Annotated in this window: 25 protein-coding genes and 1 other RNA gene; 21 read left to right on the top strand and 5 right to left on the bottom strand. The window is 60.6% G+C overall.

The window, feature by feature from the left end; genetic code table 11:
* Nucleotides 1–67: 67 nt before the first annotated feature.
* Nucleotides 68–1,108 carry an NADP(H)-dependent aldo-keto reductase gene (locus JWU58_RS05560; protein WP_024014253.1) on the bottom strand — a complete coding sequence of 347 codons (1,041 nt, stop codon included), beginning with the start codon at nucleotides 1,106–1,108 and terminating at the stop codon, nucleotides 68–70.
* 244 nt (nucleotides 1,109–1,352) lie between these two features.
* Here JWU58_RS05560 and rplM point away from each other — a divergent pair, with 244 nt between their 5' ends.
* From rplM to JWU58_RS05595, 7 genes are all read left to right on the top strand, one after another.
* The gene (gene rplM, locus JWU58_RS05565; protein WP_003228062.1) at nucleotides 1,353–1,781 is read left to right on the top strand and encodes a 50S ribosomal protein L13; all 429 of its coding nucleotides are present in this window, start codon (nucleotides 1,353–1,355) and stop codon (nucleotides 1,779–1,781) included.
* A gap of 14 nt (nucleotides 1,782–1,795) precedes the next feature.
* Complete coding sequence (gene rpsI, locus JWU58_RS05570; RefSeq protein ID WP_003228056.1) at nucleotides 1,796–2,188, top strand: 30S ribosomal protein S9; 393 nt, start codon at nucleotides 1,796–1,798, stop codon at nucleotides 2,186–2,188.
* Nucleotides 2,189–2,461: 273 nt separating this feature from the next.
* Nucleotides 2,462–3,055, top strand: a complete 594-nt coding sequence (gene petA, locus JWU58_RS05575) for a ubiquinol-cytochrome c reductase iron-sulfur subunit (protein ID WP_007917031.1) — start codon at nucleotides 2,462–2,464, stop codon at nucleotides 3,053–3,055.
* On the top strand, nucleotides 3,055–4,266 hold the full coding sequence (locus JWU58_RS05580) for a cytochrome b (protein WP_024014252.1): 1,212 nt from the start codon (nucleotides 3,055–3,057) through the stop codon (nucleotides 4,264–4,266). Before petA ends, JWU58_RS05580 begins: the two co-directional genes overlap by 1 nt.
* Nucleotides 4,266–5,048, top strand: a complete 783-nt coding sequence (locus JWU58_RS05585; RefSeq protein WP_024014251.1) for a cytochrome c1 — start codon at nucleotides 4,266–4,268, stop codon at nucleotides 5,046–5,048. Before JWU58_RS05580 ends, JWU58_RS05585 begins: the two co-directional genes overlap by 1 nt.
* A gap of 146 nt (nucleotides 5,049–5,194) precedes the next feature.
* Nucleotides 5,195–5,812 (top strand): glutathione S-transferase N-terminal domain-containing protein, encoded by a 618-nt coding sequence (locus JWU58_RS05590; protein WP_007961620.1) that lies wholly within the window; start codon nucleotides 5,195–5,197, stop codon nucleotides 5,810–5,812.
* A 16-nt stretch (nucleotides 5,813–5,828) separates the two neighbouring features.
* On the top strand, nucleotides 5,829–6,242 hold the full coding sequence (locus JWU58_RS05595) for a ClpXP protease specificity-enhancing factor (RefSeq protein ID WP_016773263.1): 414 nt from the start codon (nucleotides 5,829–5,831) through the stop codon (nucleotides 6,240–6,242).
* A 155-nt stretch (nucleotides 6,243–6,397) separates the two neighbouring features.
* On the opposite strand, the gene JWU58_RS05600 is transcribed toward JWU58_RS05595, so the two are convergent.
* The 4 genes from JWU58_RS05600 to JWU58_RS05615 all read right to left on the bottom strand — a co-directional run bounded on the left by JWU58_RS05600 (nucleotide 6,398) and on the right by JWU58_RS05615 (nucleotide 9,841).
* Nucleotides 6,398–6,976 carry a BON domain-containing protein gene (locus JWU58_RS05600; protein ID WP_024014250.1) on the bottom strand — a complete coding sequence of 193 codons (579 nt, stop codon included), beginning with the start codon at nucleotides 6,974–6,976 and terminating at the stop codon, nucleotides 6,398–6,400.
* On the bottom strand, nucleotides 6,973–7,566 hold the full coding sequence (locus JWU58_RS05605) for a phosphoheptose isomerase (protein WP_008082788.1): 594 nt from the start codon (nucleotides 7,564–7,566) through the stop codon (nucleotides 6,973–6,975). Before JWU58_RS05605 ends, JWU58_RS05600 begins: the two co-directional genes overlap by 4 nt.
* Nucleotides 7,567–7,667: 101 nt before the next feature.
* A complete protein-coding gene (locus JWU58_RS05610) occupies nucleotides 7,668–8,030 on the bottom strand; it encodes a YraN family protein (protein WP_206421585.1) in 363 nt (120 codons plus the stop codon).
* Nucleotides 8,030–9,841, bottom strand: coding sequence for a penicillin-binding protein activator (locus JWU58_RS05615; protein WP_206421586.1), 1,812 nt, complete (start codon nucleotides 9,839–9,841; stop codon nucleotides 8,030–8,032). Before JWU58_RS05615 ends, JWU58_RS05610 begins: the two co-directional genes overlap by 1 nt.
* A gap of 177 nt (nucleotides 9,842–10,018) precedes the next feature.
* Here JWU58_RS05615 and rsmI point away from each other — a divergent pair, with 177 nt between their 5' ends.
* The 14 genes from rsmI to JWU58_RS05685 all read left to right on the top strand — a co-directional run bounded on the left by rsmI (nucleotide 10,019) and on the right by JWU58_RS05685 (nucleotide 25,136).
* A complete protein-coding gene (gene rsmI, locus JWU58_RS05620; protein ID WP_016773267.1) occupies nucleotides 10,019–10,924 on the top strand; it encodes a 16S rRNA (cytidine(1402)-2'-O)-methyltransferase in 906 nt (301 codons plus the stop codon).
* 73 nt (nucleotides 10,925–10,997) lie between these two features.
* Nucleotides 10,998–11,351: RNase P RNA component class A (gene rnpB / locus JWU58_RS05625), an RNA gene on the top strand.
* 401 nt (nucleotides 11,352–11,752) lie between these two features.
* Complete coding sequence (mraZ, locus tag JWU58_RS05630) at nucleotides 11,753–12,208, top strand: division/cell wall cluster transcriptional repressor MraZ (RefSeq protein WP_007917012.1); 456 nt, start codon at nucleotides 11,753–11,755, stop codon at nucleotides 12,206–12,208.
* Complete coding sequence (rsmH, locus tag JWU58_RS05635; protein ID WP_024014247.1) at nucleotides 12,205–13,152, top strand: 16S rRNA (cytosine(1402)-N(4))-methyltransferase RsmH; 948 nt, start codon at nucleotides 12,205–12,207, stop codon at nucleotides 13,150–13,152. The genes mraZ and rsmH overlap by 4 nt, the downstream gene beginning before the upstream one ends.
* Nucleotides 13,149–13,442 carry a cell division protein FtsL gene (gene ftsL / locus JWU58_RS05640; protein ID WP_016773269.1) on the top strand — a complete coding sequence of 98 codons (294 nt, stop codon included), beginning with the start codon at nucleotides 13,149–13,151 and terminating at the stop codon, nucleotides 13,440–13,442. Before rsmH ends, ftsL begins: the two co-directional genes overlap by 4 nt.
* Nucleotides 13,442–15,181 carry a peptidoglycan D,D-transpeptidase FtsI family protein gene (locus tag JWU58_RS05645; RefSeq protein ID WP_174823877.1) on the top strand — a complete coding sequence of 580 codons (1,740 nt, stop codon included), beginning with the start codon at nucleotides 13,442–13,444 and terminating at the stop codon, nucleotides 15,179–15,181. The genes ftsL and JWU58_RS05645 overlap by 1 nt, the downstream gene beginning before the upstream one ends.
* Complete coding sequence (locus tag JWU58_RS05650) at nucleotides 15,181–16,644, top strand: UDP-N-acetylmuramoyl-L-alanyl-D-glutamate--2,6-diaminopimelate ligase (RefSeq protein ID WP_206421587.1); 1,464 nt, start codon at nucleotides 15,181–15,183, stop codon at nucleotides 16,642–16,644. The genes JWU58_RS05645 and JWU58_RS05650 overlap by 1 nt, the downstream gene beginning before the upstream one ends.
* On the top strand, nucleotides 16,637–18,004 hold the full coding sequence (locus tag JWU58_RS05655) for a UDP-N-acetylmuramoyl-tripeptide--D-alanyl-D-alanine ligase (protein WP_110603062.1): 1,368 nt from the start codon (nucleotides 16,637–16,639) through the stop codon (nucleotides 18,002–18,004). Before JWU58_RS05650 ends, JWU58_RS05655 begins: the two co-directional genes overlap by 8 nt.
* The gene (mraY, locus tag JWU58_RS05660; RefSeq protein WP_016773275.1) at nucleotides 18,004–19,086 is read left to right on the top strand and encodes a phospho-N-acetylmuramoyl-pentapeptide-transferase; all 1,083 of its coding nucleotides are present in this window, start codon (nucleotides 18,004–18,006) and stop codon (nucleotides 19,084–19,086) included. Before JWU58_RS05655 ends, mraY begins: the two co-directional genes overlap by 1 nt.
* A gap of 5 nt (nucleotides 19,087–19,091) precedes the next feature.
* Entirely contained in the window at nucleotides 19,092–20,438 is a 1,347-nt protein-coding gene (murD, locus tag JWU58_RS05665) for a UDP-N-acetylmuramoyl-L-alanine--D-glutamate ligase (RefSeq protein ID WP_206421588.1), read from the top strand.
* Nucleotides 20,435–21,652 carry a putative lipid II flippase FtsW gene (ftsW, locus tag JWU58_RS05670; protein WP_016773276.1) on the top strand — a complete coding sequence of 406 codons (1,218 nt, stop codon included), beginning with the start codon at nucleotides 20,435–20,437 and terminating at the stop codon, nucleotides 21,650–21,652. The genes murD and ftsW overlap by 4 nt, the downstream gene beginning before the upstream one ends.
* Nucleotides 21,642–22,712 (top strand): undecaprenyldiphospho-muramoylpentapeptide beta-N-acetylglucosaminyltransferase, encoded by a 1,071-nt coding sequence (murG, locus tag JWU58_RS05675; protein ID WP_016773277.1) that lies wholly within the window; start codon nucleotides 21,642–21,644, stop codon nucleotides 22,710–22,712. The genes ftsW and murG overlap by 11 nt, the downstream gene beginning before the upstream one ends.
* Nucleotides 22,705–24,165 carry a UDP-N-acetylmuramate--L-alanine ligase gene (gene murC / locus JWU58_RS05680; RefSeq protein ID WP_024014243.1) on the top strand — a complete coding sequence of 487 codons (1,461 nt, stop codon included), beginning with the start codon at nucleotides 22,705–22,707 and terminating at the stop codon, nucleotides 24,163–24,165. Before murG ends, murC begins: the two co-directional genes overlap by 8 nt.
* A complete protein-coding gene (locus JWU58_RS05685) occupies nucleotides 24,162–25,136 on the top strand; it encodes a D-alanine--D-alanine ligase (protein ID WP_206421589.1) in 975 nt (324 codons plus the stop codon). The genes murC and JWU58_RS05685 overlap by 4 nt, the downstream gene beginning before the upstream one ends.
* Nucleotides 25,137–25,140: the final 4 nt, after the last annotated feature.

Genomic DNA, 25,140 nt, shown 5'->3' on the forward strand with positions numbered 1-25,140 from the left:
GCTCGTTCCCACAGGGGATCACCGTACCTGTGGGAGCGAGCCTGCTCGCGAAGCTTTTGGCGGTCAGTTACGGCGCGGGATTCGGATGATCCTTGTGAATCGCCTCAATCCCGGCCAGCACTTCATCGGACAGTTTCAGATCAAAACTGGCAATGTTGCTGTCCAGTTGCTCAAGCGTCGTCGCGCCAATGATGTTGCTGGTGACGAACGGTTGCTGGGTCACGAAGGCCAGGGCCATTTGTGCCGGGTCCAGACCGTGTTCACGGGCCAGGGCTACGTAACGGCTGCACGCCGCCTCCGATTGCGGGTTGAAATAGCGGCTGAAGCGGCTGTAGAGGCTCAGGCGGCCTTTCGGTGGTCGGGCGCCGCCTTCGTACTTGCCGGAGAGGAAGCCGAACGCCAGTGGCGAGTAGGCGAGCAGGCCGCACTGTTCACGGATGGCGATCTCGGCCAGGCCGACTTCGAAGCTGCGGTTGAGCAGGTTGTACGGGTTCTGGATCGACACCGCACGCGGCCAGCCACGGGCTTCGGCCAGAGCCAGAAAGCGCATGGTGCCCCACGGCGTCTCGTTGGACAGACCGATGTGGCGGATCTTGCCGGCCTTCACCTGTTCGTCGAGGGCTTCGAGGGTGTCTTCCAGCGGCGTCAGGTTGGCTTCGATCTTGTGCTTGTAGCCCAGCTGTCCGAAAAAGTTGGTGCTGCGTTCCGGCCAGTGCAATTGATACAGATCGATGTAATCGGTCTGCAGGCGCTTGAGGCTGCCGTCCAGTGCTTCGGTGATGTGCTGGCGGTTGTGGCGCAGGTTCTTGTCGCGGATGTAGTCGATGGTGTTGCCGGGGCCGGCGATCTTGCTGGCGAGGATCCAGTCGGAACGGTCACCGCGACTCTTGAAGTAATTGCCGATGTAGCGCTCGGTGGTGGCGTAGGTTTCGGCTTTGGGCGGCACCGGATACATTTCGGCGGTGTCGAGGAAATTGATCCCCGCCTCTTTGGCCCGTTCAATCTGGGCGAAGGCTTCAGCCTCAGTGTTTTGCTCGCCCCAGGTCATGGTGCCGAGGCAGATTGCACTCACGTTCAGGTCGGTACGGCCTAGCTGGCGATAGTCCATCGGGTGCTCCTTGGGCAAAACAATCATAAAAGCAGGTTGAAAAATTTTTCGCAATCTGCATAATTGCCGACCTCTTTCTGCAGTGGAAGTGATGCGCCGCCGCCGAAGAATCTTGCCGTTGAACGGACGCGCCGACCCGAGCCCCCGAAAGCGTCTGTATCCGGCTGCCTTTGACTTGTCAAAGTACGCACTATTCAGTAAGATCCGCCGTCTTATTTACAGGCGGCCCCTGAGGCTATAAAGAATGAAAACTTTTACTGCTAAACCGGAAACAGTAAAGCGCGACTGGTTTGTCGTCGACGCTGCTGGTCAGACCCTGGGTCGTCTGGCCACCGAAATCGCGAGCCGTCTGCGTGGCAAGCACAAGCCTGAGTACACTCCTCACGTTGACACCGGCGACTACATCGTCGTCATCAACGCCGAGCAGATCCGTGTTACCGGCGCTAAAACCACTGACAAAATGTACTACTCCCACTCCGGTTTCCCGGGCGGCATCAAGTCGATCAACTTTGAAAAGCTGATCGCCAAAGCCCCTGAGCGCGTGATCGAGACCGCGGTTAAAGGCATGCTGCCTAAAAACCCACTGGGTCGCGACATGTACCGTAAGCTGAAAGTCTATGCGGGCGCTGCACACCCTCATACTGCTCAGCAGCCCCAAGAACTGAAGATTTAACGGAATAGTTCATTATGTCGGCGACTCAAAATTACGGCACTGGCCGTCGCAAGACCGCAACCGCACGCGTTTTCCTGCGTCCGGGTACTGGTAACATCTCCATCAACAACCGTTCGCTGGATAACTTCTTCGGCCGCGAAACTGCCCGCATGGTAGTTCGTCAGCCGCTGGAGCTGACCGAGACTGTCGAGAAGTTCGACATCTACGTCACCGTGATCGGCGGTGGTGTAAGTGGTCAGGCTGGCGCAATCCGCCACGGCATCACTCGCGCTCTGATGGACTACGACGAAACCCTGCGTAGCGCTCTGCGCAAAGCTGGCTTCGTTACCCGCGACGCCCGTGAAGTTGAGCGTAAGAAAGTTGGTCTGCGTAAAGCGCGTAAGCGTCCGCAGTACTCGAAGCGTTAATTCCGCTTCCACGTTCAAAAAAGAACGCCCGCCTCCTCACGGAAGCGGGCGTTTTTTTATGCCTGCGATTTATCAAAGAATTGCGTTGTGACAACTTGCCACAGCCGTAGACCCCCTATACTCCAAGGCTTAAGGGGCTGAGCCCCGGGGAATTAACCTTGTCAGAATTGGGGGTTTTCATTACCATTCGGGCAAAATTTTTATAAGTAACATTTGATTTATTTAGTAGACGCCTGATTTAACAGGCCAAAAAAGCTGATGGGAGAGGACTGAATGAGCAATGACGGCGTGAATGCAGGCCGGCGTCGCTTCCTGGTGGCAGCCACATCCGTGGTGGGTGCTGCAGGAGCGGTGGGGGCTGCGGTCCCGTTCGTGGGGTCATGGTTTCCCAGTGCCAAGGCGAAAGCTGCCGGTGCACCGGTGAAAGTGAATGTCAGCAAAATCGAGCCAGGCCAGCAGATGATTGCTGAATGGCGCGGCCAGCCGGTGTTCATTGTCCGCCGTACCGAGGAAATCCTGGGGAATCTCAAGAAGATCGAGGGTCAGCTCTCCGATCCGACCTCCAAAAACTCCACGCAACCCACTTATGTCGACCCTGAAGTACGCTCGATCAAGCCGGAGATTCTCCTGCTGATCGGGATCTGTACGCACCTGGGTTGCTCACCGACCTTCCGTCCCGAAGTGGCACCTGCGGATCTGGGCAAAGACTGGGTAGGTGGCTATTTCTGCCCGTGCCACGGTTCCCACTACGATCTGGCTGGCCGCGTCTACAAGTCGCAACCTGCGCCTTTGAACCTGCCAGTTCCCCCGCATTCCTATGAGACCGATGACCTGATTGTCATTGGCGTCGATACGGAGAAAGCGTGATGAGCAAGTTCATGGATTGGGTTGATGCGCGCTTTCCCGCGACCAAGATGTGGGAAGACCATCTCAGCAAATATTACGCACCAAAAAACTTCAACTTCTTCTATTTCTTCGGCTCGCTGGCGCTGCTGGTGCTGGTCAACCAGATCGTCACCGGCGTCTGGCTGACGATGAGTTACACGCCGTCGGCAGAAGAGGCCTTTGCTTCCGTTGAATACATCATGCGCGACGTCGAGTACGGCTCGATCCTGCGTCTGCTGCACTCGACCGGCGCCTCGGCGTTTTTCATCGTCGTCTATCTGCACATGTTCCGCGGTCTGCTCTACGGCTCGTACCAGAAACCGCGCGAACTGGTCTGGGTGTTCGGCATGCTGATCTACCTGGCGCTGATGGCCGAAGCGTTCATGGGCTATCTGCTGCCGTGGGGCCAGATGTCGTACTGGGGCGCCCAGGTGATCATCTCGCTGTTCGGTGCGATTCCGCTGATCGGCGATGACCTGACCCAGTGGATTCGTGGTGACTACCTGATCTCCGGAATTACCCTGAACCGCTTCTTCGCCTTGCACGTGGTCGCGCTGCCGATCGTGATTCTCGGTCTGGTGGTCTTGCACATTCTGGCGCTGCACGAAGTCGGTTCGAACAACCCTGACGGCGTTGATATCAAGAAGCACAAGGACGAAAACGGCATCCCGCTGGACGGCATTGCGTTCCACCCGTACTACACGGTGAAGGACATTGTCGGCGTTGTGGTGTTCCTGTTCATCTTCTGCTTCATTGTGTTCTTCTTCCCGGAAATGGGCGGCTACTTCCTCGAAAAACCAAACTTCGAGCCGGCTAACCCGTTCAAGACGCCTGAGCATATTGCCCCGGTCTGGTACTTCACTCCGTTCTACGCAATCCTGCGTGCGGTGCCGGACAAACTCCTGGGCGTTATCGCCATGGGTGCGGCGATTGCGGTGCTGTTCGTGCTGCCTTGGCTGGATCGCAGTCCGGTGAGATCGATGCGCTACAAGGGCTGGCTGAGCAAAATCTGGCTGGTGGTGTTCTGCATCTCCTTCGTGATTCTTGGCATCCTTGGCGTTCTGGCGCCGACGCCGGGGCGCACGTTGCTGTCGCAGGTCTGCACCTTCCTGTATTTCGCCTACTTCATTCTGATGCCGTTCTACACCCGGCTCGAGAAGACCAAACCGGTTCCGGAAAGGGTGACTGGCTGATGAAAAAGTTATTTCTTGCTCTGATTTTTGCTGCGCTGCCTTCCCTGGTTTTTGCTGCCGAGGGTCATGGTCCGGAACTGGAAAGTGTCGATATCGACGTCTCCGACAAAGCCGCCCTGCAGGATGGTGCGCGGACCTTTGCCAACTATTGCATGGGTTGCCACAGTGCCAAGTTCCAGCGTTACGAGCGCGTCGCCGATGACCTCGGCATCCCGCACGAGTTGATGCTGGAGAAGCTGGTGTTCACCGGTGCCAAGATTGGCGACCATATGAACATCGGCATGCAGCCGGCCGACGCCAAGACCTGGTTCGGCGCAGCGCCGCCGGACCTGACTCTGGTAGCGCGAGTACGCGGCACCGACTGGCTCTACGGTTACCTGAAGTCGTTTTACGAAGATCCGGCGCGTCCATGGGGCGTGAACAACAAGGTCTTCCCGAACGTCGGCATGCCTAACGTGCTGGTCGGCCTGCAAGGTCGTCAGGTTGTCGGCTGCAAACAGGTGCAGATCGTCGAGGACGGCAAGAAGCAATACGATCCGCTGACCGGCACGCCGCTGACCCATGAAGCGTGCGATCAGTTGACCATCGTGCCGAAGTCCGGTGCTCTGAACGAAGAGCAGTTCGATGAGAAGGTCAAGAATCTGGTAACCTTCCTGGCTTACTCGGCTAACCCGGTTAAGCTGCAACATCAGCGCATCGGTACTTATGTCTTGCTGTACCTGGCGTTCTTCTTTGTGTTCGCCTACCTGCTCAAGCGTGAATACTGGAAAGACGTGCACTGATACGCTTCAAGCATTGCTGTTAATCGCGCGCGCCCAAGGGCGCCTCCGCTAAAGCAGGATCTGCTCAGTCAGACCCTGCGGGAGGTGCCCTCTGGGCGCGCGCGTTTTTCCGGTTCCGACAAATTCAACAAGCGAGGAGGATCGCCATGGGCGTGACCAATCGGTTGGCCTGTTACTCCGACCCCGCCGACCACTATTCCCACCGAGTGCGCATCGTGCTTGCAGAGAAGGGTGTCAGCGCCGAAATCATTTACGTGGAAGCGGGCCGCCAGCCGCCTAAACTGATTGAGGTGAACCCTTACGGCAGTCTGCCGACGCTGGTCGATCGTGACCTGGCGTTGTGGGAGTCGACCGTGGTGATGGAGTATCTGGATGAGCGTTACCCGCACCCGCCGCTGATGCCGGTTTATCCGGTGGCGCGGGCCAACAGCCGTCTGCTGATCCACAGGATTCAGCGTGACTGGTGCGGGCTGGTGGATCTGATTCTGGATCCCAAGAGCAAAGAGGCTGCACGGGTCGTGGCGCGCAAGGAACTGCGCGAAAGCCTGACCGGCGTTTCGCCGCTGTTCGCCGACAAGCCGTTCTTCCTCAGTGAGGAACAAAGTCTGGTGGATTGCTGCCTATTACCCATACTCTGGCGTTTGCCGATTCTGGGTATTGAACTGCCGCGGCCGGCCAAGCCGCTGCTTGATTATATGGAGCGCCAGTTTGCGCGTGAGGCTTTCCAGGCGAGTCTGTCTGGTGTCGAACGCGATATGCGCTAAGGCTTAAGGAGCCGCTATGAACTCCAGTCGACCTTATCTGGTCCGCGCGCTCTACGAGTGGATTGTGGATAACGATTGCACCCCGCACATGCTGGTCAACTCCGAGTATCCGGCGGTGCAGGTGCCGCAGGGTTTTGCCAGTGACGGCCAGATCGTCCTGAACATCTCGCCGAGTGCCGTGCGTCATCTGCACATGGATAACGACGTGGTGACGTTCGAAGGCCGCTTCGGCGGTGTTCCGCATAGTCTCTACGTGCCGATCAGCGCGATCCTGGGTATTTACGCCCGGGAGAACGGCCAGGGCATGGTGTTTGACCTCGAGTTGCCGATGGACGACGAGGAAGACATCGATCCGGATGACGACTCGCCGCCACCGGGCAGCGAGCCGCCACGCCCGAGTGGCCGGCCAAGTTTGAAGGTTGTGAAATAAAAAAAAAGGCGATCCGGATGGATCGCCTTTTTTGTGCCTGCATTGGTCGTGTAGGAGCTGCCGGAGGCTGCGATCTTTTGATTTTTAAAAGCAAGATCAAAAGATCGCAGCCTCGTTGCACTCGTCAGTTCCTACACAGCTCCTGCGAAATCAGGTCAGTCGATGTATTCGAACAGCTTCACAATCTTCTGCACACCAGACACACCCTGAACCAGATTGGTTGCCTGAGTGGCTTCCTGTTTGGTCAGCAGGCCCAGCAGGTAGACGATGCCGTTCTCGGTCACGACTTTGATGCGCGAGCCAGGAATGCTGGCATCGGTGAGCATCTGGGTCTTGATCTTGGTGGTCAGCCACGCGTCGTTCTGGCGGGCGAGCAGGGAGGACGGTTGCAGCACTTGCAGTTCGTTGTGCACCTTCTTCACGCGCTGGACGTTGGCTGCGGCCTGTTCGGCTTTGGCCTTGAGGTCTTCGCGCGGAGTCTGGCCGGCGAGCAGGACGACGCCGTTGAAGCTGGTGATGACGATGTGCGAGTCGTTGTCCAGTGCCGGATCGGCCTTGGCGATGTTCACGCCTGCTTTGGTTTCGATCAGCGAGTCGTCGATCTTGCTGCCGAAGGTACGCGTGCCACGGTCGTCTTCGATCGGCGCTTCACGGCTGGCGTTCACCACCGAGGTGCAGCCGCTGATGCCGAGGCACAGGGTCAAGGCCAGAAGGCCAAGGCGATTAGGGGTCATTCTTCACTCCCGAACAGTTGGCTGTCGATCAGATCGCAAAGGCAATGGATCGCCAGCAAGTGGACTTCCTGAATACGTGCAGTGACGTTGGCCGGTACGCGAATCTCGACGTCCTCGGGCAACAGCAGCGACGCCATGCCGCCGCCATCGCGTCCGGTCAAAGCTACGACAATCATTTCGCGATCATGTGCGGCCTGGATCGCTTGAATAATGTTCGCCGAGTTGCCGCTGGTCGAAATCGCCAGCAACACATCGCCCGGCTGGCCGAGCGCGCGGATCTGCTTGGAGAACACTTCGTTGTAGCTGTAATCGTTGGCGATCGAGGTGATCGTCGAAGTGTCGGTGGTCAGCGCAATCGCCGGCAGGCTCGGACGCTCGCGCTCGAAGCGGTTGAGCAGCTCCGAAGAAAAATGCTGGGCATCGCCGGCCGAGCCACCGTTGCCGCACGAGAGCATTTTGCCTTCGTTGAGCAGGGCGTTGACCATGATCTGGCTGGCTTGCTCGATGTGCGGTGCAAGTACGTCCATCGCCTGTTGCTTGGTGTCGATACTGGCCTGGAAAAGCTGGCGAATTCGGGATTGCATGTCCATCTGTGTGACCTTAAGTGGCGCGGCTGTTCGGCACGTGAATGTGCAGCCGGCAAAGCAAAGAGCAAAATGTGTCGGACGAAAACAGGGCAGGGTGCAGGCGATCAACTGTCGAAAGCATTCTGCAACCAGTTCAGCTGATTCGGGCGGCTGTCGATCGCCACCACATCGAAGCGGCAGGGGGAATTGGCCCAACGCGACTCGCGCTGAAGAAAATACTGTGCTGCAAAGATCAGTTTCTGCTGCTTGCGCTCGTCGATACTGGCGAGCGCGCCACCCCATTGAGTGTTTTTTCTGTAGCGAACTTCAACGAATACTACTGTATCGCCATCAAGCATGACCAGATCAAGCTCGCCGCGTTTGCATAACCAGTTCTGCGCCAGCAGGCGCAGACCTTGTTGTTGCAGATGTTCGAGCGCCTGGCGCTCGGCATCCTTGCCGCTTTGCGAGCGTGACCTGTCGGGCATCAGCGCGGTGTGTCCGGCAGGCGCTGCACCTGACCGCTGACGAACTGTGCCCACGGCAGCTGGCGCACTACGCGCTGGGTCTGGGTCATGCCGAGGCTGCCCGACTGACCTTCGATGCGGCTGTCCGGCAGGGCCTTGAGTTGGCCAAGGCGCGGTGCCAGGCGATAGGCGTCGGCGCCCATGGCGTACAGGCGACCGAGGCTGCCATTGGCTTGCGGCCATTGCGCAGCTACTTGCTGGCGCAGCGGATCGCTGGTTTCCAGCAGCCATGGGGTTTCGCAGAAGCGAATGCCGTTCATGTCGTTGTACTGGTTGACGTCGCCGCTGGCGCTGTAGACGTGGGAGGTCGCGTAGACCGGCACGTCACCGGCGTACTGGAAATTCAGGGTCGGCTTGATCTGCTGGGCCTGTTGCGGCGTGGCGGCCAAGAAGATGAATTCGATGTCCTGGCGACGCGAAGGCTGGGCGGCGACATTGGTGCCGGCAACATTCTGCAGGCTCTTGGCGCGGGCTTCGCTCTGGCGCAGCTGGAACATGTCGGCGATCTGCTGGGCCAGTTGCACCGGCTGATCGACACGCTCGGTGGCAACGATACTGCCGCCATTGGCTTGCCAGTCCTGGCTGAAGGCACGCAGGACGCGATCGCCCCATTCGCCCTTCGGCACCATGATCGCGGCGCGATGCAGGCCGTCGGCACGAGCGCGACGGGAAACTTCGCGAGCTTCGTCTTCAGCTGCCAGACCGAACTGGAACAACTGCGCCGGACCTTGTTCGCCTTCGCTGTAGTTCAGCGCCAGGGTGGTGATTGGCAGTTGCGGGCGAGTGCTCAGTTGCTTGACCAGTGGTTTTTCCAGCGGGCCGACTACCAGTTGCACGCCGTCAGCCTGGGCCTTGCGATAGAACTCGTCCATCGAGGTCAGCTTCGAGCTGTCGTAGAACTCGATGGCAGGTGGGGTCTGGCCGGCCTGTTGCGCCTGATAATGCGCGGCCATGAAGCCTTCACGCAGCGCTTTGCCGACCGACGCCAACTGACCGTCCTGTGGCAGCAGCAGGGCGATTTTGCTCAGTGGCTGGCTGGCCAGTTCCTTGAGTTTGGTCAGCGGCAGCGGCAGGTTGATCGCCGCCGGGTGTTTTGGATTCTGCGCACGCCAGTTGTCGATCGCGGCTTGTTGCTGTTCCAGCGTGCCTGCGGTTTTCACCGCTTGCGCCAGTGCCATCCAACCGCCGAGATCGTCGGTGTTGTTCGGTTGCAATTGATCGGTTGGCAGCGAAGCGATCAGGGTCCAGATCGCTTCGTGATTCTTGCTCGCCGCTTCGCCTTCCAGCATCGGCGCGATGAACACACGCTCACGGGCAGCGGCCAGCGTCTGGCCATCGGCTTCAAGGGCGCGGGCGTGAACAGTGCCGGTACGAACTTGCTGCTCTTCCGGCATTTCCCCGAGCTTCTGGAAGCTTGGATGGCTCAGGGCGGTCAGCGCAGCTTTCGGCTGATTGCGCGTCATGGCCAGTTCGGCGGACAGCGTATTGGCGAAAATCTGCTGGCCTGGCTTGAGTTGCTCCACCGGCACTTGTTGCAGGATTTGCGCGGACTGGCCGGCATTGCCTTGGCGGTAAGCCTGGTCCGCCGCGCTCAGGCGCAGCAGGGCGGCTTGTTCCGGGGTTTTAGCCTGGGCAGCCTGTTCGAGCAGTTGCTCGATGCTGGCGTCCGGAGTCCGTGGAAGTTCGCCAAGGCTGGAGGAAGGGGAGCTGGCACACGCGGCCAACAAGGCAGCGAGGCAGAGGGCAGTGAACAGCCGCAGGCAAGCGATCATGTAAGTGTTCCTGATACTCGATCAAATTAGCGTGGAATTGTACCCAAGCACTGGCCGGGGCGCGATGTTACTGGCGTGAATCGGTAAATTTAGCTGGAGTAAATGTTGCGGCAGCGCACAACCGCGCGAAAAACCGCACTCGGCCGGAGCGCATCGCAAGCCTCATGACGCGCTACAATGGCCGCTTTTACCGATCACGAGGTGTGCGCTTTGACTGCTCCAGGTCCTTTGAATTCCGCTGCTGGCTCGCTTTATGTGGTGGCGACGCCCATCGGCAACCTGGACGACATCAGCGCCCGGGCCTTGAAGATCCTTCGTGAAGTGGCCCTGATTGCAGCGGAAGATACCCGGCATTCGGCGCGCCTGATGCAGCACTTCGGCATCGGCACGCCGCTGGCCGCCTGTCATGAACACAACGAACGGGATGAGGGTAGCCGCTTTATTACCCGGTTGCTGGCGGGCGACAACGTCGCGCTGATCTCCGATGCCGGCACGCCGCTGATTTCCGATCCGGGTTATCACCTGGTGCGTCAGGCCCGTGCGGCCGGCATCAACGTGGTGCCGGTGCCGGGTGCCTGCGCGTTGATCGCGGCGCTGTCGGCGGCGGGATTGCCGTCCGACCGTTTTATCTTCGAAGGCTTTCTGCCGGCCAAGTCGGTCGGACGCAAGGCGCGTCTGGAAGCGGTTAAAGAAGAGCCGCGCACATTGATTTTCTATGAAGCGCCGCATCGCATTCTCGAATGCCTGCAGGATATGGAAGCAGTGTTTGGCGGCGAGCGTCAGGCTCTGCTGGCGCGGGAAATCACCAAAACCTTCGAAACCCTCAAAGGCCTGCCGCTCAGCGAACTGCGTGCGTTCGTCGAGTCCGACAGCAATCAGCAGCGCGGCGAATGCGTAGTGCTGGTGGCCGGCTGGACGGCGCCGGAGTCGGAGGACGCGGTCAGCAGCGAAGCCATGCGCATCCTCGATCTGCTTCTGGAGGAAATGCCGCTCAAGCGCGCTGCCGCACTGGCAGCGCAAATCACTGGCGAGCGCAAAAACGTGCTGTATCAGGTGGCGCTGGATAAACAGAAAGGCGTGTAAGCCGTCGCCCATGGCGTTCTTGAGGGTTTTAGCGCTTGTTCTTCCGGCGCTCTGCCGTTAACCTTCGCGGCGGAGAGTCGATCGGACAGTCGCTGCCCTCTATGAAAATTAGAGGGGGGAGGAAAGTCCGGGCTCCATAGGGCGAAGTGCCAGGTAATGCCTGGGAGGCGTGAGCCTACGGAAAGTGCCACAGAAAATAACCGCCTAAGCGCGCAAGCGCCGGTAAGGGTGAAAAGGTGCGGTAAGAGCGCACCGCACGTCTGGCAACAGTTCGTGGCTAGGTAAACCCCACTTGGAGCAAGACCAAATAGGGTCCCAAGGCGTGGCCCGCGCTGGGACCGGGTAGGTTGCTAAAGATGTCCAGTGATGGCCATCGTAGACGAATGACTGTTCAAGACAGAACCCGGCTTACAGATCGACTCTCCACCTTTTTCTTTCCCTGCTTGAAACAAAGAAGACGCGGCTGTGTAATATCAGCCGGCCTGGTCTGAAACTCCGGCAGCGGCAAACGCGGTAATAGCCTTTCCCACCCTGCTTCAATCAACAGCCGAAGCGCCTTTGTAATACCGAAAAAATCTTACTCTTAACAAACTACTTTAACTTTCGAGCGCAGCTTTCAGTGCTGCATCAAGTTATTGGTCGAAACTTCACGTCAGATTCTCGTTGCGCCTCCTTTTACGTCGCTAAATCTCCGTTCTGTAAGGCTTTTCCTTTAATCCGCGCCTTGACGGTGTGGTGGGCGCATTCCTATAGTGTGCGCAAGTGGCGGAAAGTGGCATGAAGTGGGTTTTTTGAGCTCAAAACGATAAAAATTGGAGAAACGCTGACGTGTTTCGCGGAGCTAACGCTATCAGTCTCGATGCAAAGGGCCGTCTCGCCATGCCGAGCCGGTACCGTGACGAGCTCGATTCGCGCAGTTCCGGCCAATTGATCGTGACCATTGATGCCGTTGATCCATGCCTGTGTGTCTATCCGCTCGATGAGTGGGAAATTATTGAAACCAAGTTGCGCGCACTCCCTTCGCTTCGCGAAGAGAACCGTCGCCTGCAACGTTTATTGATTGGTAATGCCGTCGACCTCGAACTCGATGGCAGTGGTCGTTTCCTGGTTCCGCCGCGTTTGCGCGAATACGCCAAGCTCGATAAGCGCGCGATGCTGGTCGGCCAACTGAACAAGTTCCAATTGTGGGACGAGGATGCATGGAACGCGGTATCTGCCGCTGACCTTGCTGCTATTCAACAACCGGGCGCGATGCCTGATGAACTGCGTGATTTGATCCTGTGACTATTGATAGCGGCTTTAACCACATCACCGTACTGCTTGACGAAGCCGTCGAGGCTCTCGCCGTACGTCCTGATGGCTGCTATCTGGATGGCACGTTCGGGCGCGGCGGGCACAGTCGGTTGATCCTCAGCCAGCTCGGGCCGGACGGTCGACTCATCGGATTCGACAAGGATCCTCAAGCGATTGCCACCGGGCAAACGCTAGCGGCCGAAGACGGCCGCTTTGTCGTTGTGCAGCGTAGCTTTGCCGAGCTCGGTTCGGTGGTTGCCGAGCAAGGCCTGACCGGCAAGGTCAGCGGCATTCTGCTCGACCTCGGCGTGTCGTCGCCGCAGCTCGATGACGCCGAGCGCGGCTTCAGTTTCCTCAATGACGGGCCGCTGGACATGCGCATGGACCCGTCCCGTGGCATCAGCGCTGCCGAATTCGTCAACACCGCGCCGGTGGAAGAAATCGCCCGGGTGTTCAAGGAATACGGCGAAGAACGTTTCTCCGGGCGTATGGCCCGTGCCGTTGCCGAGCGCCGTGACATCAAGCCGTTCGAGCGCACCGCCGATCTGGCCGAAGTGCTGAAAGTCGCCAACCCGGCGTGGGAAAAGGGCAAGAACCCGGCCACCCGCGCATTCCAGGGTTTGCGCATTCACGTCAATAACGAACTCGGCGATCTGGAAGCCGGCCTCGACGCCGCGCTGGAAGCGCTGGAAGTTGGCGGCCGTCTGGTGGTCATCAGCTTCCACTCGCTGGAAGACCGCATCGTCAAACTGTTCATGCGCAAGCTGGTGAAAGGCGAGGCCGACAACCTGCCGCGCAACCTGCCGGTTCGCCACGTCGCCTTCGAACCGAAAATCAAAATCCACGGCAAAGCGCAGACGGCCTCCGACGCCGAACTCAAAGCCAACCCACGTTCCCGTAGCGCCGTCATGCGTGTCGCGGAGAAGTTGCGGTGAGCAAGCTTTTCGCCAAACCACTGCCCGGCGGCAGCTTTCTGATGCTGCTGCTGTTTATCGGCGTGCTGTTTTCGGCCATTGCCGTGTCGTACAGCGCGCACTGGAACCGGCAGTTGCTCAACACCCTTTATAACGAACTCAGCGTGCGCGACAAGGCGCAGGCCGAGTGGGGGCGGCTGATTCTCGAGCAGAGCACCTGGACCGCGCACAGTCGCATCGAAGTGCTGGCCACTGAACAACTGAAAATGCACATCCCTGGCGCGGCTGACGTGAAGATGGTGGCGCCATGATGAAACTCGAAGGCGCACTGTTCCCATGGCGCTTCCGCCTGATGGTGGCGCTGCTCGGTCTGATGGTCGCGGCGATCTGCTGGCGGATCATCGACCTGCAAGTGGTCGACCGTGACTTCCTCAAAGGCCAGGGCGACGCGCGCAGCCTGCGGCACATTCCGATTCCGGCGCACCGTGGCCTGATCACCGACCGTAACGGCGAGCCTCTGGCGGTCAGTACGCCGGTGACCACGCTGTGGGCCAACGCCAAGGAAATGCAGTCGGCCAAAGAGAAGTGGCCGGCACTCGCCGCAGCGTTGGGCCAGAACCCGAAAGCCCTGAGCGAACGCCTCGAAGCCCAGGCCAACAAAGAATTCATTTATCTGGTGCGCGGGCTGACCCCCGAGCAGGGCCAGGCTGTGCTCGATCTGAAAGTGCCGGGCGTCTATGGCATCGAAGAATTCCGCCGCTTCTACCCGGCCGGTGAAGTCACCGCGCACATGGTCGGCTTTACCGACATCGACGATCACGGTCGCGAAGGCGTCGAGCTGGCCTATGACGAATGGCTGGCCGGGGTGCCGGGCAAACGACAAGTCATCAAGGATCGCCGTGGCCGGCTGATCAAGGATGTTCAGGTCACCAAAAACGCCAAGGCCGGCAAGCCCTTGGCGTTGTCGATTGATCTGCGTCTGCAATACCTGGCCAACCGCGAACTGCGCAACGCGATCATCGAGAACGGCGCCAAGGCCGGCAGTCTGGTGATCATGGACGTGAAGACCGGCGAGATCCTGGCCATGGTCAACCAGCCGACCTACAACCCGAACAACCGTCGCAACCTGCAACCGGCGATGATGCGCAACCGCGCCATGATCGACGTGTTCGAACCGGGTTCGACCATGAAAGCCATTTCCATGAGCGCGGCGATTGAAACCGGCCGCTGGAAACCGAGCGACACCGTCGAGGTGTATCCGGGCTCGTTGCAAATCGGCAAATACACCATCAAAGACGTGTCGAAGACCGAAGGGCCGGTGCTCGATCTGACCGGCATCCTGATCAATTCGAGTAACGTCGGCATGAGTAAAGTCGCCTTCGATATCGGCGGCGAAACGATTTTCCGTCTCGCACAGAAAGTCGGCCTCGGTCAGGACACCGGCCTGGGCTTCCCCGGCGAACGTGTCGGCAATCTGCCCAACTACCGCGAATGGCGCAAGGCTGAAACTGCAACCTTGTCTTACGGCTACGGCATTTCCGTGACCGCGATCCAGTTGGTGCATGCGTTCTCGGCACTGGCCAACAACGGCCGCCTCGCGCCACTGACCCTGATCAAAACCGACAAGATGCCGCAGACCACCCAAGTGCTGCCGGAAGCCGTGGCGAAAACCATGCAGGGCATGTTGCAGCAAGTGATCGAAGCGCCGCGCGGCGTGTTCCGTGCGCAGGTGCCGGCTTATCACGTCGGCGGCAAGTCGGGTACCGCGCGCAAGACCTCGGTCGGCACCAAGGGCTACGCAGAAAATTCCTACCGCTCGCTGTTCGCCGGCTTCGGTCCGATGAGTGATCCGCGTTACGCCATCGTGGTGGTGATCGATGAACCGACCAAGGCCGGTTACTTCGGTGGTCTGGTGTCGGCGCCGGTGTTCAGCCGTGTGATGTCCGGCACGCTGCGCCTGATGAACGTGACCCCGGACAACCTGCCGACCACCCAACAGGCCAATGCCACCCCGGTCGTTCCGCTGAAAGCCAATGGAGGGCGCGGCTGATGTCATTAAGTCTGAACAAGATATTTCCCCACGCCGGCCACGATCTGTTGATCCGTGAACTGGCGCTGGACAGCCGCAACGTGCGCGCCGGCGATCTGTTTCTCGCTGTGCCCGGCGGCCGCTTCGATGGCCGTGCGCACATCGCCGATGCCTTGCAGCGCGGCGCCGCTGCCGTGGCTTATGAAGTCGAAGGCGCCACTGTGCTGCCGATCACTGACGTACCGCTGATCCCGGTCAAGGGGCTGGCGGCGCAGCTGTCGGACATCGCCGGGCGTTTTTACGGTGAGCCGAGTCATCACCTGAACCTGATCGGTGTCACTGGCACCAATGGCAAGACCAGCGTGACCCAACTGGTCGCGCAGGCGCTGGATCTGCTCGGCCAGCATTGCGGCATCGTCGGCACCCTCGGTTCCGGTTTCTATGGCGCGCTGGAAAGCGGCCTGCACACCACGCCGAATCCGATTGCGGTGCAAGCGACACTGGGTGACCTGAAAAAGGCCGGTGCCAAAGCCGTGGCCATGGAAGTATCGTCCCACGGTCTGGATCAGGGTCGGGTCACCGCGCTGGCGTTCGACGTGGCGGTGATGACCAATCTGTCACGTGACCATCTGGATTATCACGGCACCATGCAGGCGTACGCCGAGGCCAAGGCCAAGCTGTTCGCCTGGAATGACCTGAAGTGCCGCGTGGTCAACCTCGACGACGATTTCGGCCGGCAACTGGCGGCGGAAAAACGTGAGTCGCGTTTGATCACCTACAGCCTGCTCGACAGCAGCGCGTACCTGTTCTGCCGCGAAGCGCAATTCGACGACCACGGCGTGCGCGCCACACTGGTCACGCCGCAGGGCGAACACCATCTGCGCAGTATGCTGCTCGGCCGTTTCAACCTGAGCAACGTTCTGGCGGCAGTCGGTGCCTTGCTCGGTCTTGATTACGCCCTCGACGAAATTCTCAAAGTGCTGCCGAAGCTCGAAGGCCCGGCCGGTCGCATGCAGCGTCTGGGTGGTGGCACGCAGCCGTTGGTGGTGGTCGATTACGCCCACACGCCCGATGCGCTGGAAAAGGTTCTCACTGCGCTGCGACCGCACGTCAAAGGCCAACTGCTGTGCCTGTTCGGCTGCGGCGGGGATCGCGATCGTGGCAAACGTCCGTTGATGGCCGAAGTGGTCGAACGTCTGGCCGACCAGGTGCTGGTCACCGATGACAACCCGCGCACCGAAGATCCTGCGGTGATTTTCGACGACATCCGTGCCGGTTTTACCGCTGTGGATAAAGTCACCTTCGTCGCCGGTCGCGGCCAGGCCATTGCGCAATTGATTGCTGGCGCAACCGCTGATGACGTGATTGTGCTCGCCGGCAAAGGTCACGAGGACTATCAGGAAATCAACGGCGTGCGCCATGCGTTTTCCGATCTGGTCGAGGCTGATCACGCCCTGACCGCGTGGGAGGTGGCCCATGCTTAAGGCCCTGACACTCAGCGAATTGACCAACGCGCTCGAGGCCCGTTTGATCGGCGCCGACGCGAGTTTCGACGGCGTGAGCATCGACAGCCGTGCGATCCAGCCCGGCCAGCTGTTCATCGCCCTGACCGGTCCGCGTTTCGACGGTCATGATTATCTAAACGACGTTGCCGGCAAAGGCGCCGTGGCGGCACTGGTCGAGCGCGAAGTCGCCGACAGCGCGTTGCCGCAATTGCTGGTCAAGGACACCCGTCAGGCCCTCGGCCAACTCGGCGCGTTGAACCGTGCTGCGTTCACCCAGCCAGTAGCGGCGGTGACCGGTTCCAGTGGCAAGACCACGGTCAAGGAAATGCTCGCGAGCATCCTGCGCACCCGCGGTCCGGTGCTGGCGACCCGTGGCAACCTGAACAACGACCTCGGCGTCCCGCTGACCCTGATCGAACTGGCGCCGGAACACACCTCCGCCGTGATCGAACTGGGCGCTTCGCGTCTCGGTGAAATCGCCTACACCGTCGGCCTGACCAAGCCGCATGTGGCGATCCTGAACAACGCCGGCACCGCTCACGTCGGTGAGTTCGGCGGTCCGGAAAAAATCGTCGAAGCCAAAGGTGAAATCATCGAAGGCCTGGCCGCCGATGGCATCGCCGTGCTCAACCTCGATGACAAGGCTTTCGCTATCTGGAAGACCCGCGCTGCCGGTCGTCAGGTGCTGACCTTCGCTCTCAGCAACAGCGAGGCGAATTTCCACGCCAGCGATCTGGCCACTGATGCCCGTGGTTGCCCGGCGTTCAACCTGCACACGCCAGAAGGTAGCGAGCGCGTGCAACTGAACCTGCTCGGTACTCATAACGTCGCCAATGCCCTGGCTGCCGCCGCTGCTGCCCACGCCTTGGGTGTTTCGCTGTTCGGCATCGCCACCGGCCTCGGCGCGGTGCAACCGGTCAAGGGGCGCACCGTCGCGCAACTGGCGAAAAACGGCATGCGCGTGATCGATGACACCTACAACGCAAACCCCACCTCGATGTGCGCGGCCGTTGATATACTCGCCGGCTTTTCCGGCCGCACCGTCCTGGTGCTCGGCGATATCGGCGAGTTGGGCGACTGGGCGGAGCAGGGGCACCGCGACGTGGGCGAGTACGCCCGAGGCAAGGTTTCCGCGCTTTACGCGGTCGGGCCGAACATGGTCCACGCCGTAAACGCTTTCGGTGAGCAGGCGCAGCACTTCGGCACCCAGGCCGAGCTGATCCAGGCCCTCGCCGCCGAGCAGGACACAAACACCACCATTTTGATCAAGGGTTCGCGCAGCGCAGCGATGGAAAACATCGTTGCGGCTCTGTGCGGGTCCAGTCTGGAGAAACATTAATGCTGCTGCTGCTAGCGGAGTATCTGCAACAGTTCTACAAAGGCTTCGCGGTCTTCCAGTACCTGACCCTGCGCGGGATTCTCGGTGTGCTGACCGCGCTGGTCTTGTCGCTGTGCTATGGCCCGTGGATGATCCGTACTCTGCAGAACCGTCAGATTGGCCAATCGGTACGTAACGACGGCCCGCAATCGCACCTGTCCAAATCCGGCACGCCGACCATGGGTGGCGCGCTGATTCTGTCTTCGATCGGCGTCAGCACTCTGCTCTGGGCTGACCTGAGCAACCGCTACGTCTGGGTAGTGCTGCTGGTGACCCTGCTGTTCGGCGCCATCGGCTGGGTCGACGATTACCGCAAAGTCATCGAGAAGAACTCCCGTGGCTTGCCGAGCCGCTGGAAGTATTTCTGGCAGTCGGTGTTCGGCCTCGGCGCAGCGATCTTCCTTTATATGACTGCCGCGACGCCGGTGGAAACCACGCTGATCCTGCCGATGCTCAAGGACTACAGCATTCCGCTGGGCGCCGGTTTCATCGTGCTGACCTACTTCGTGATTGTCGGTTCGAGCAACGCGGTCAACCTGACTGACGGCCTCGACGGCCTGGCGATCATGCCAACCGTGATGGTCGGCGGCGGCCTGGGGATTTTCTGTTACCTGTCGGGTAACGTGAAATTCGCCGAGTACCTGCTGATCCCTTACGTGCCCGGCGCAGGCGAATTGATCGTGTTCTGCGGTGCGCTGATCGGTGCCGGTCTCGGTTTCCTCTGGTTCAACACTTATCCGGCGCAAGTGTTCATGGGCGACGTCGGTGCCCTGGCACTCGGCGCGGCACTGGGCACCATCGCGGTGATCGTCCGTCAGGAAATCGTCCTGTTCATCATGGGCGGCGTGTTCGTGATGGAAACCCTGTCAGTGGTCATTCAGGTTGCCTCCTTTAAGCTGACCGGTCGCCGCGTGTTCCGCATGGCGCCGATACACCACCACTTTGAACTCAAGGGCTGGCCCGAGCCGCGCGTGATCGTCCGTTTCTGGATCATCACCGTGATTCTCGTACTGGTCGGCCTTGCCACCCTGAAGCTGAGGTAGAACGAGTGTCTCTGATCGCTTCTGACCACTTCCGCATCGTTGTCGGCCTCGGCAAGAGCGGCATGTCCCTGGTTCGCTTCCTGGCGAACCGGGGCACGTCGTTTGCTGTGGCCGACACGCGGGAAAATCCACCGGAACTGGCCACGCTCAAGCGTGACTATCCGCACGTGGAAGTGCGTTGTGGCGAGCTGGACGTCGAATTCCTCTGCCGTGCCGACGAGCTCTACGTGAGCCCCGGCCTGGCGCTGGCGACCCCGGCCCTGCAAGCCGCCGCTGCCCGTGGCGTGAAAATGTCCGGCGACATCGAACTGTTCGCGCGTAATGCGCGGGCGCCGATCGTGGCCATTACCGGCTCCAACGCGAAAAGCACCGTCACTACTCTGGTCGGCGAGATGGCGGCTGCGGCCGGCAAGCGCGTCGCCGTTGGCGGCAACCTCGGCACGCCGGCGCTGGATCTGCTCAGCGATGATGTCGAGTTGTACGTAATGGAGTTGTCGAGTTTCCAGCTGGAAACCACCGACCAGCTCAACGCCGAAGTCGCCACCGTACTGAACATCAGCGAAGACCACATGGATCGCTACAGCGGTCTGCCGGCCTATCACCTGGCCAAGCACCGGATCTTCCGGGGCGCGAAGCAGTTTGTGATCAACCGTCAGGACGCCCTGAGCCGTCCATTGATCGGCGAAGGCCAGCCATGCTGGACCTTTGGCCTGAGCAAACCGGATTTCAAGGCGTTCGGCATTCGCGAAGAAGACGGCGAGAAGTACCTCGCCTTCGAATTCCAGAACCTGATGCCGGTGCGTGAACTGAAGATTCGCGGCGCGCACAACCAGTCCAACGCTCTCGCCGCATTGGCACTGGGTCACGCGGTGGGCCTGCCGTTCGACGCCATGCTCTCTGCACTGCGTACGTTTGCCGGCCTCGAGCATCGCTGCCAATGGGTGCGCGATCTCGACGGCGTGGCCTATTACAACGATTCCAAAGCCACCAACGTTGGCGCCGCTCTGGCCGCCATCGAAGGTTTGGGCGCAGACATTGACGGCAAGGTCATTCTGATCGCCGGCGGTGACGGCAAAGGCGCCGAATTCAACGATCTGCGTGATCCGGTGGCGGCCAACTGCCGCGCTGTGGTGCTGATGGGCCGCGACTCCGACAAGATCGGCGCAGCCATTGGCGATGCCGTACCGCTGATTCGCGCGAGCTCGCTGGTCGACGCCGTCGCGCAATGCCGCGCCGCTGCCCAACCGGGTGACGTGGTGCTGCTGTCGCCGGCCTGCGCCAGTTTCGACATGTTCAAGAATTACGAAGACCGTGGTCACCAGTTCGTCCGGGCTGTGGAGGAACTGGCATGAACCTGAGAAACATCATCAAGCCGTACCCGTCGCCGCTGATCACCGGGCGTGGCATCGACCTCGATTTCCCGATGCTCGCCGGTTGCCTGGCGCTGCTGGGTCTGGGGCTGATCATGATCGCCTCGGCGTCCACCGAAGTGGCGGCGGCGCAGTCGGGCAGTCCGCTGTATTACATGATTCGCCACCTTATCTATGTGGTGCTGGGCCTGGGCGCGTGCATCGTCACCATGATGATCCCGATCGCCACCTGGCAGCGCCTCGGCTGGATGATGCTGATCGGTGCGTTCGGCCTGCTGGTGATGGTGATCATTCCCGGCATCGGTCGCGAAGTGAACGGTTCGATGCGCTGGATCGGTTTCAGCTTCTTCAACGTGCAGCCGTCGGAAATCGCCAAGGTGTTCGTGGTGATCTACCTCGCCGGTTATCTGGTGCGCCGGCAGAAAGAAGTACGCGAGAGCTGGATGGGCTTCTTCAAGCCGTTCATCGTCCTGCTGCCGATGGCCGGTCTGTTGCTGATGGAACCGGACTTCGGTGCCACCGTAGTCATGATGGGCGCGGCGGCAGCGATGCTGTTTCTTGGCGGGGTCGGGCTGTTCCGTTTCTCGCTGATGGTGGTGCTGGCGGTTGGCGCGGTGGTTCTGCTGATCCAGATGCAGCCCTATCGAATGGCGCGTCTGACCAACTTCGCCGACCCGTGGGCCGACCAGTTCGGCGCCGGTTATCAGTTGTCGCAGGCCTTGATCGCTTTCGGTCGCGGCGAGTGGCTGGGCGTCGGCCTGGGCAACAGCGTGCAGAAGCAGTTCTACCTGCCGGAAGCGCATACCGACTTCGTGTTCTCGGTACTCGCCGAAGAGCTCGGTGCGGTCGGTTCGCTGTGCACCGTCGCGCTGTTCGTGTTCGTGTGTATTCGCGGCATGTACATCGGCCTGTGGGCGGAGAAGGCCAAGCAGTTCTTTGCCGCTTACGTGGCTTACGGCTTGTCGTTCCTGTGGATTGGTCAGTTCCTGATCAACATCGGTGTGAACGTCGGCCTGCTGCCAACCAAGGGGCTGACCTTGCCGTTCCTCAGTTACGGCGGCAGCTCGCTGGTGATCTGCTGCGCCTGTCTGGGTCTGTTGCTGCGCATCGAGTGGGAGAGTCGAACCCACCTGGGCAGCGAAGAGATGGAATTCCAGGAGAGCGACTTCGCCGAGGAGCCGACTCATGGGCGCTAACGTATTGATCATGGCCGGCGGTACCGGCGGCCACGTGTTCCCGGCGCTGGCCTGTGCCCGCGAGTTTCAGGCGCGCGGCTACACCGTGCACTGGCTCGGCACGCCACGCGGGATCGAAAACGAACTGGTTCCGGCGGCAGGGCTTGAACTGCACCGGATCAACGCCAGCGGTCTGCGCGGCAAGGGCAAGCTGTCGCTGCTCAAGGCGCCGCTGATGTTGCTGAAATCGGTGTGGCAGGCGCGGGCGATCATGCGCCGCCTGAAGCCGGTGTGCGTGGTTGGCTTTGGCGGATATGTGACCGGCCCTGGTGGTCTTGCCGCGAAACTGGCTGGCGTGCCGGTGATCGTTCACGAGCAGAACGCTGTCGCCGGCACCGCCAATCGGTTGCTGGTGCCGTTCGCCGCCCGAGTGTGTGAAGCGTTCCCCGACACCTTTACTCTGTCGGACAGCCGCCGTACCACCGGAAATCCGGTGCGCAGCGAGCTGTTCCTCGATACATCGCGGCCGGCACTGGCCGGGCGCAAAGCGCGTTTGCTGATCCTTGGCGGCAGCCTGGGCGCAGAACCGTTGAACAAATTGCTGCCTGAAGCCCTGGCCCAAGTCGCTGCCGACCTGCGCCCGGAAGTGTTTCATCAGGCCGGCAAAAATCACGATGAAGTGACTGCCGAGCGTTACCGCGCCGTGGGTGTGGAAGCGCAGGTGCAGCCGTTCATCAAAGACATGGCCCAGGCCTATGGCTGGGCTGACCTGGTGGTGTGCCGCGCTGGCGCGTTGACCATCAGTGAGCTGGCGGCCGCCGGTCTGCCCTCGATGCTGGTGCCTTTGCCCCACGCGATCGACGATCACCAGACCCGCAACGCCGATTATTTGGCCCGCGAAGGCGCTGCCTTCCTGATGCCGCAAAGAACGACTGGTGCCGCGGATCTTGCCGCGCGCCTGACAGAGGTCTTGATGCAACCGCAACGACTCGAAGCAATGGCCCAAGCGGCCCGCCGACTGGCCAAACCCGATGCCACCCGTAGCGTGGTCGATACCTGTCTGGAGGTGGCCCATGGTTGAGAATCAGAAAGCCATGCCACAACCGGAAATGCGCCGCATCCGTCGCATCCACTTCGTCGGCATCGGCGGCGTGGGCATGTGCGGTATCGCTGAAGTGTTGTTGAACCTGGGCTATCAAGTCTCCGGTTCCGACCTGAAAGCCTCGCCGGTCACCGAGCGCCTGGAAACCTTCGGCGCGCAGATCTTCATCGGTCACCGTGCCGAGAACGCCGCTACCGCCGACGTGCTGGTGGTGTCGAGCGCAGTGAACACGTCCAACCCGGAAGTGGCGACTGCCCTTGAGCGCCGCATTCCCGTAGTGCCGCGTGCGGAAATGCTCGCCGAGCTGATGCGCTATCGCCACGGTATCGCCGTCGCCGGTACCCATGGCAAAACCACCACCACCAGCCTGATCGCTTCGGTGTTCGCGGCCGGTGGTCTGGACCCGACATTCGTCATTGGTGGTCGCCTGAATGCGGCGGGCACCAATGCCCAGCTCGGCACCAGCCGTTACCTGATCGCCGAAGCCGACGAAAGCGATGCGAGCTTCCTGCATCTGCAGCCGCTGGTGGCCGTGGTCACCAACATCGACGCCGACCACATGGCGACCTACGACGGTGACTTCAACAAACTGAAGAAAACCTTCGTCGAGTTCCTGCACAACCTGCCGTTCTACGGTTTGGCGGTGATGTGCCTGGACGATCCGGTGGTGCGCGAAATCCTGCCGCTGGTGAAACGTCCGACCGTGACCTACGGCTTCAGCGAAGACGCCGACGTACGCGCAATCAATGTGCGCCAGCAGGGCATGCAGACCTTCTTTACCGTGCTGCGCCCGGATCGCGAGCCGCTGGACGTGTCGGTGAACATGCCCGGCAATCACAACGTGCTCAACTCGCTGGCGACCATCTGCATCGCCACCGACGAAGGCGTCAGCGATGAAGCCATCGTTCAGGGCCTGTCAGGCTTCCAGGGTGTTGGCCGACGCTTCCAGGTCTACGGCGAACTGCCGGTGGACGGCGGCAACGTGATGCTGGTCGACGACTACGGGCACCACCCGACCGAAGTCGCTGCCGTGATCAAAGCCGTGCGCGGTGGCTGGCCGGAGCGTCGTCTGGTGATGGTCTACCAGCCGCATCGCTACAGCCGCACCCGTGATCTGTACGACGACTTCGTCAATGTACTGGCCGACGCCAACGTGCTGCTGCTGATGGAAGTCTATCCGGCCGGCGAAGAGCCGATCCCGGGCGCCGACAGCCGCAAGCTGTGCAACAGCATCCGCCAGCGCGGTCAGCTCGACCCGATCTACATCGAGCGGGGCGTTGACCTGGCGCCGCTGGTCAAGCCGCTGCTGCGCGCCGGCGACATTCTGCTGTGCCAGGGCGCTGGTGATATCGGCGGTCTAGCGCCGAAGCTGTTGAAAAGTGAATTGTTCGCCGGCGCCGTGGCGGCGCCGGTCGAGGGGAAGTTGAAATGACTGCTGCCTACGCCAAGCTGTTCTCCACCATCGCGCCGAAAGACTTCGGCCGCGTCGCCGTGCTCTTCGGCGGCCTGAGTGCCGAGCGTGAGGTTTCGCTGAAATCCGGCAACGCCGTGCTCGAGGCGCTGCAAAGCGCTGGCGTCGACGCGTTCGGCATCGATGTGGGCGAAGACTTCCTGCAGCGTCTGCTCAGCGAAAAGATCGACCGCGCGTTCATCATTCTCCACGGTCGCGGCGGTGAAGACGGCAGCATGCAGGGCCTGCTCGAGTGCGCCGGCATCCCTTACACCGGCAGCGGCATTCTTGCTTCCGCACTGGCGATGGACAAGCTGCGCACCAAGCAGGTCTGGCACAGCCTCGGGATTCCGACGCCGCGTCACGCCGTACTGTGCAGCGAAGCCGATTGTATTTCCGCAGCGACGGAACTGGGCCTGCCTTTGATCGTCAAACCGGCGCATGAAGGTTCAAGTATCGGGATGGCCAAAGTGAATTCTGCGTCCCAGTTGATCGACGCATGGAAAGCGGCCAGTACCTACGATTCGCAAGTGTTGGTCGAGCAATGGATTCAAGGTCCGGAGTTCACCATCGCCACCCTGCGTGACCAGGTGTTGCCTCCTATCGCCCTGGGTACACCGCACACGTTCTACGACTACGACGCCAAGTACATCGCCAACGATACCCAGTACCGCATTCCGTGCGGGCTCGACGCGGCCAAGGAACAGGAACTCATGGAACTCACGGCCAAGGCCTGTGAGGCGCTGGGTATCGCCGGTTGGGGCCGGGCGGACGTGATGCAGGACGCCGACGGGCAGTTCTGGTTCCTTGAAGTCAATACCGCACCGGGCATGACCGATCACAGCCTGGTGCCGATGGCGGCGCGGGCTGCCGGTCTGGATTTCCAGCAACTGGTTCTGGCCATTCTGGCCGCCAGCGTTGAAGACGCAGGCGTAACAGAGGCGCGAGGTTAAGACC

It is taken from the genome of Pseudomonas atacamensis (assembly GCF_017167965.1).
Taxonomy (GTDB): domain Bacteria; phylum Pseudomonadota; class Gammaproteobacteria; order Pseudomonadales; family Pseudomonadaceae; genus Aquipseudomonas; species Aquipseudomonas atacamensis.

Coding starts and splice junctions, on each gene's coding strand:
- JWU58_RS05560 (WP_024014253.1), bottom strand. CDS start 1,108: ATGGACTATCGCCAGCTAGGCCGTACCGACCTGAACGTGAGTGCAATC.
- rplM (WP_003228062.1), top strand. CDS start 1,353: ATGAAAACTTTTACTGCTAAACCGGAAACAGTAAAGCGCGACTGGTTT.
- rpsI (WP_003228056.1), top strand. CDS start 1,796: ATGTCGGCGACTCAAAATTACGGCACTGGCCGTCGCAAGACCGCAACC.
- petA (WP_007917031.1), top strand. CDS start 2,462: ATGAGCAATGACGGCGTGAATGCAGGCCGGCGTCGCTTCCTGGTGGCA.
- JWU58_RS05580 (WP_024014252.1), top strand. CDS start 3,055: ATGAGCAAGTTCATGGATTGGGTTGATGCGCGCTTTCCCGCGACCAAG.
- JWU58_RS05585 (WP_024014251.1), top strand. CDS start 4,266: ATGAAAAAGTTATTTCTTGCTCTGATTTTTGCTGCGCTGCCTTCCCTG.
- JWU58_RS05590 (WP_007961620.1), top strand. CDS start 5,195: ATGGGCGTGACCAATCGGTTGGCCTGTTACTCCGACCCCGCCGACCAC.
- JWU58_RS05595 (WP_016773263.1), top strand. CDS start 5,829: ATGAACTCCAGTCGACCTTATCTGGTCCGCGCGCTCTACGAGTGGATT.
- JWU58_RS05600 (WP_024014250.1), bottom strand. CDS start 6,976: ATGACCCCTAATCGCCTTGGCCTTCTGGCCTTGACCCTGTGCCTCGGC.
- JWU58_RS05605 (WP_008082788.1), bottom strand. CDS start 7,566: ATGGACATGCAATCCCGAATTCGCCAGCTTTTCCAGGCCAGTATCGAC.
- JWU58_RS05610 (WP_206421585.1), bottom strand. CDS start 8,030: ATGCCCGACAGGTCACGCTCGCAAAGCGGCAAGGATGCCGAGCGCCAG.
- JWU58_RS05615 (WP_206421586.1), bottom strand. CDS start 9,841: ATGATCGCTTGCCTGCGGCTGTTCACTGCCCTCTGCCTCGCTGCCTTG.
- rsmI (WP_016773267.1), top strand. CDS start 10,019: ATGGCCGCTTTTACCGATCACGAGGTGTGCGCTTTGACTGCTCCAGGT.
- JWU58_RS05645 (WP_174823877.1), top strand. CDS start 13,442: ATGAAACTCGAAGGCGCACTGTTCCCATGGCGCTTCCGCCTGATGGTG.
- JWU58_RS05650 (WP_206421587.1), top strand. CDS start 15,181: ATGTCATTAAGTCTGAACAAGATATTTCCCCACGCCGGCCACGATCTG.
- JWU58_RS05655 (WP_110603062.1), top strand. CDS start 16,637: ATGCTTAAGGCCCTGACACTCAGCGAATTGACCAACGCGCTCGAGGCC.
- mraY (WP_016773275.1), top strand. CDS start 18,004: ATGCTGCTGCTGCTAGCGGAGTATCTGCAACAGTTCTACAAAGGCTTC.
- ftsW (WP_016773276.1), top strand. CDS start 20,435: ATGAACCTGAGAAACATCATCAAGCCGTACCCGTCGCCGCTGATCACC.
- murG (WP_016773277.1), top strand. CDS start 21,642: ATGGGCGCTAACGTATTGATCATGGCCGGCGGTACCGGCGGCCACGTG.
- murC (WP_024014243.1), top strand. CDS start 22,705: ATGGTTGAGAATCAGAAAGCCATGCCACAACCGGAAATGCGCCGCATC.
- JWU58_RS05685 (WP_206421589.1), top strand. CDS start 24,162: ATGACTGCTGCCTACGCCAAGCTGTTCTCCACCATCGCGCCGAAAGAC.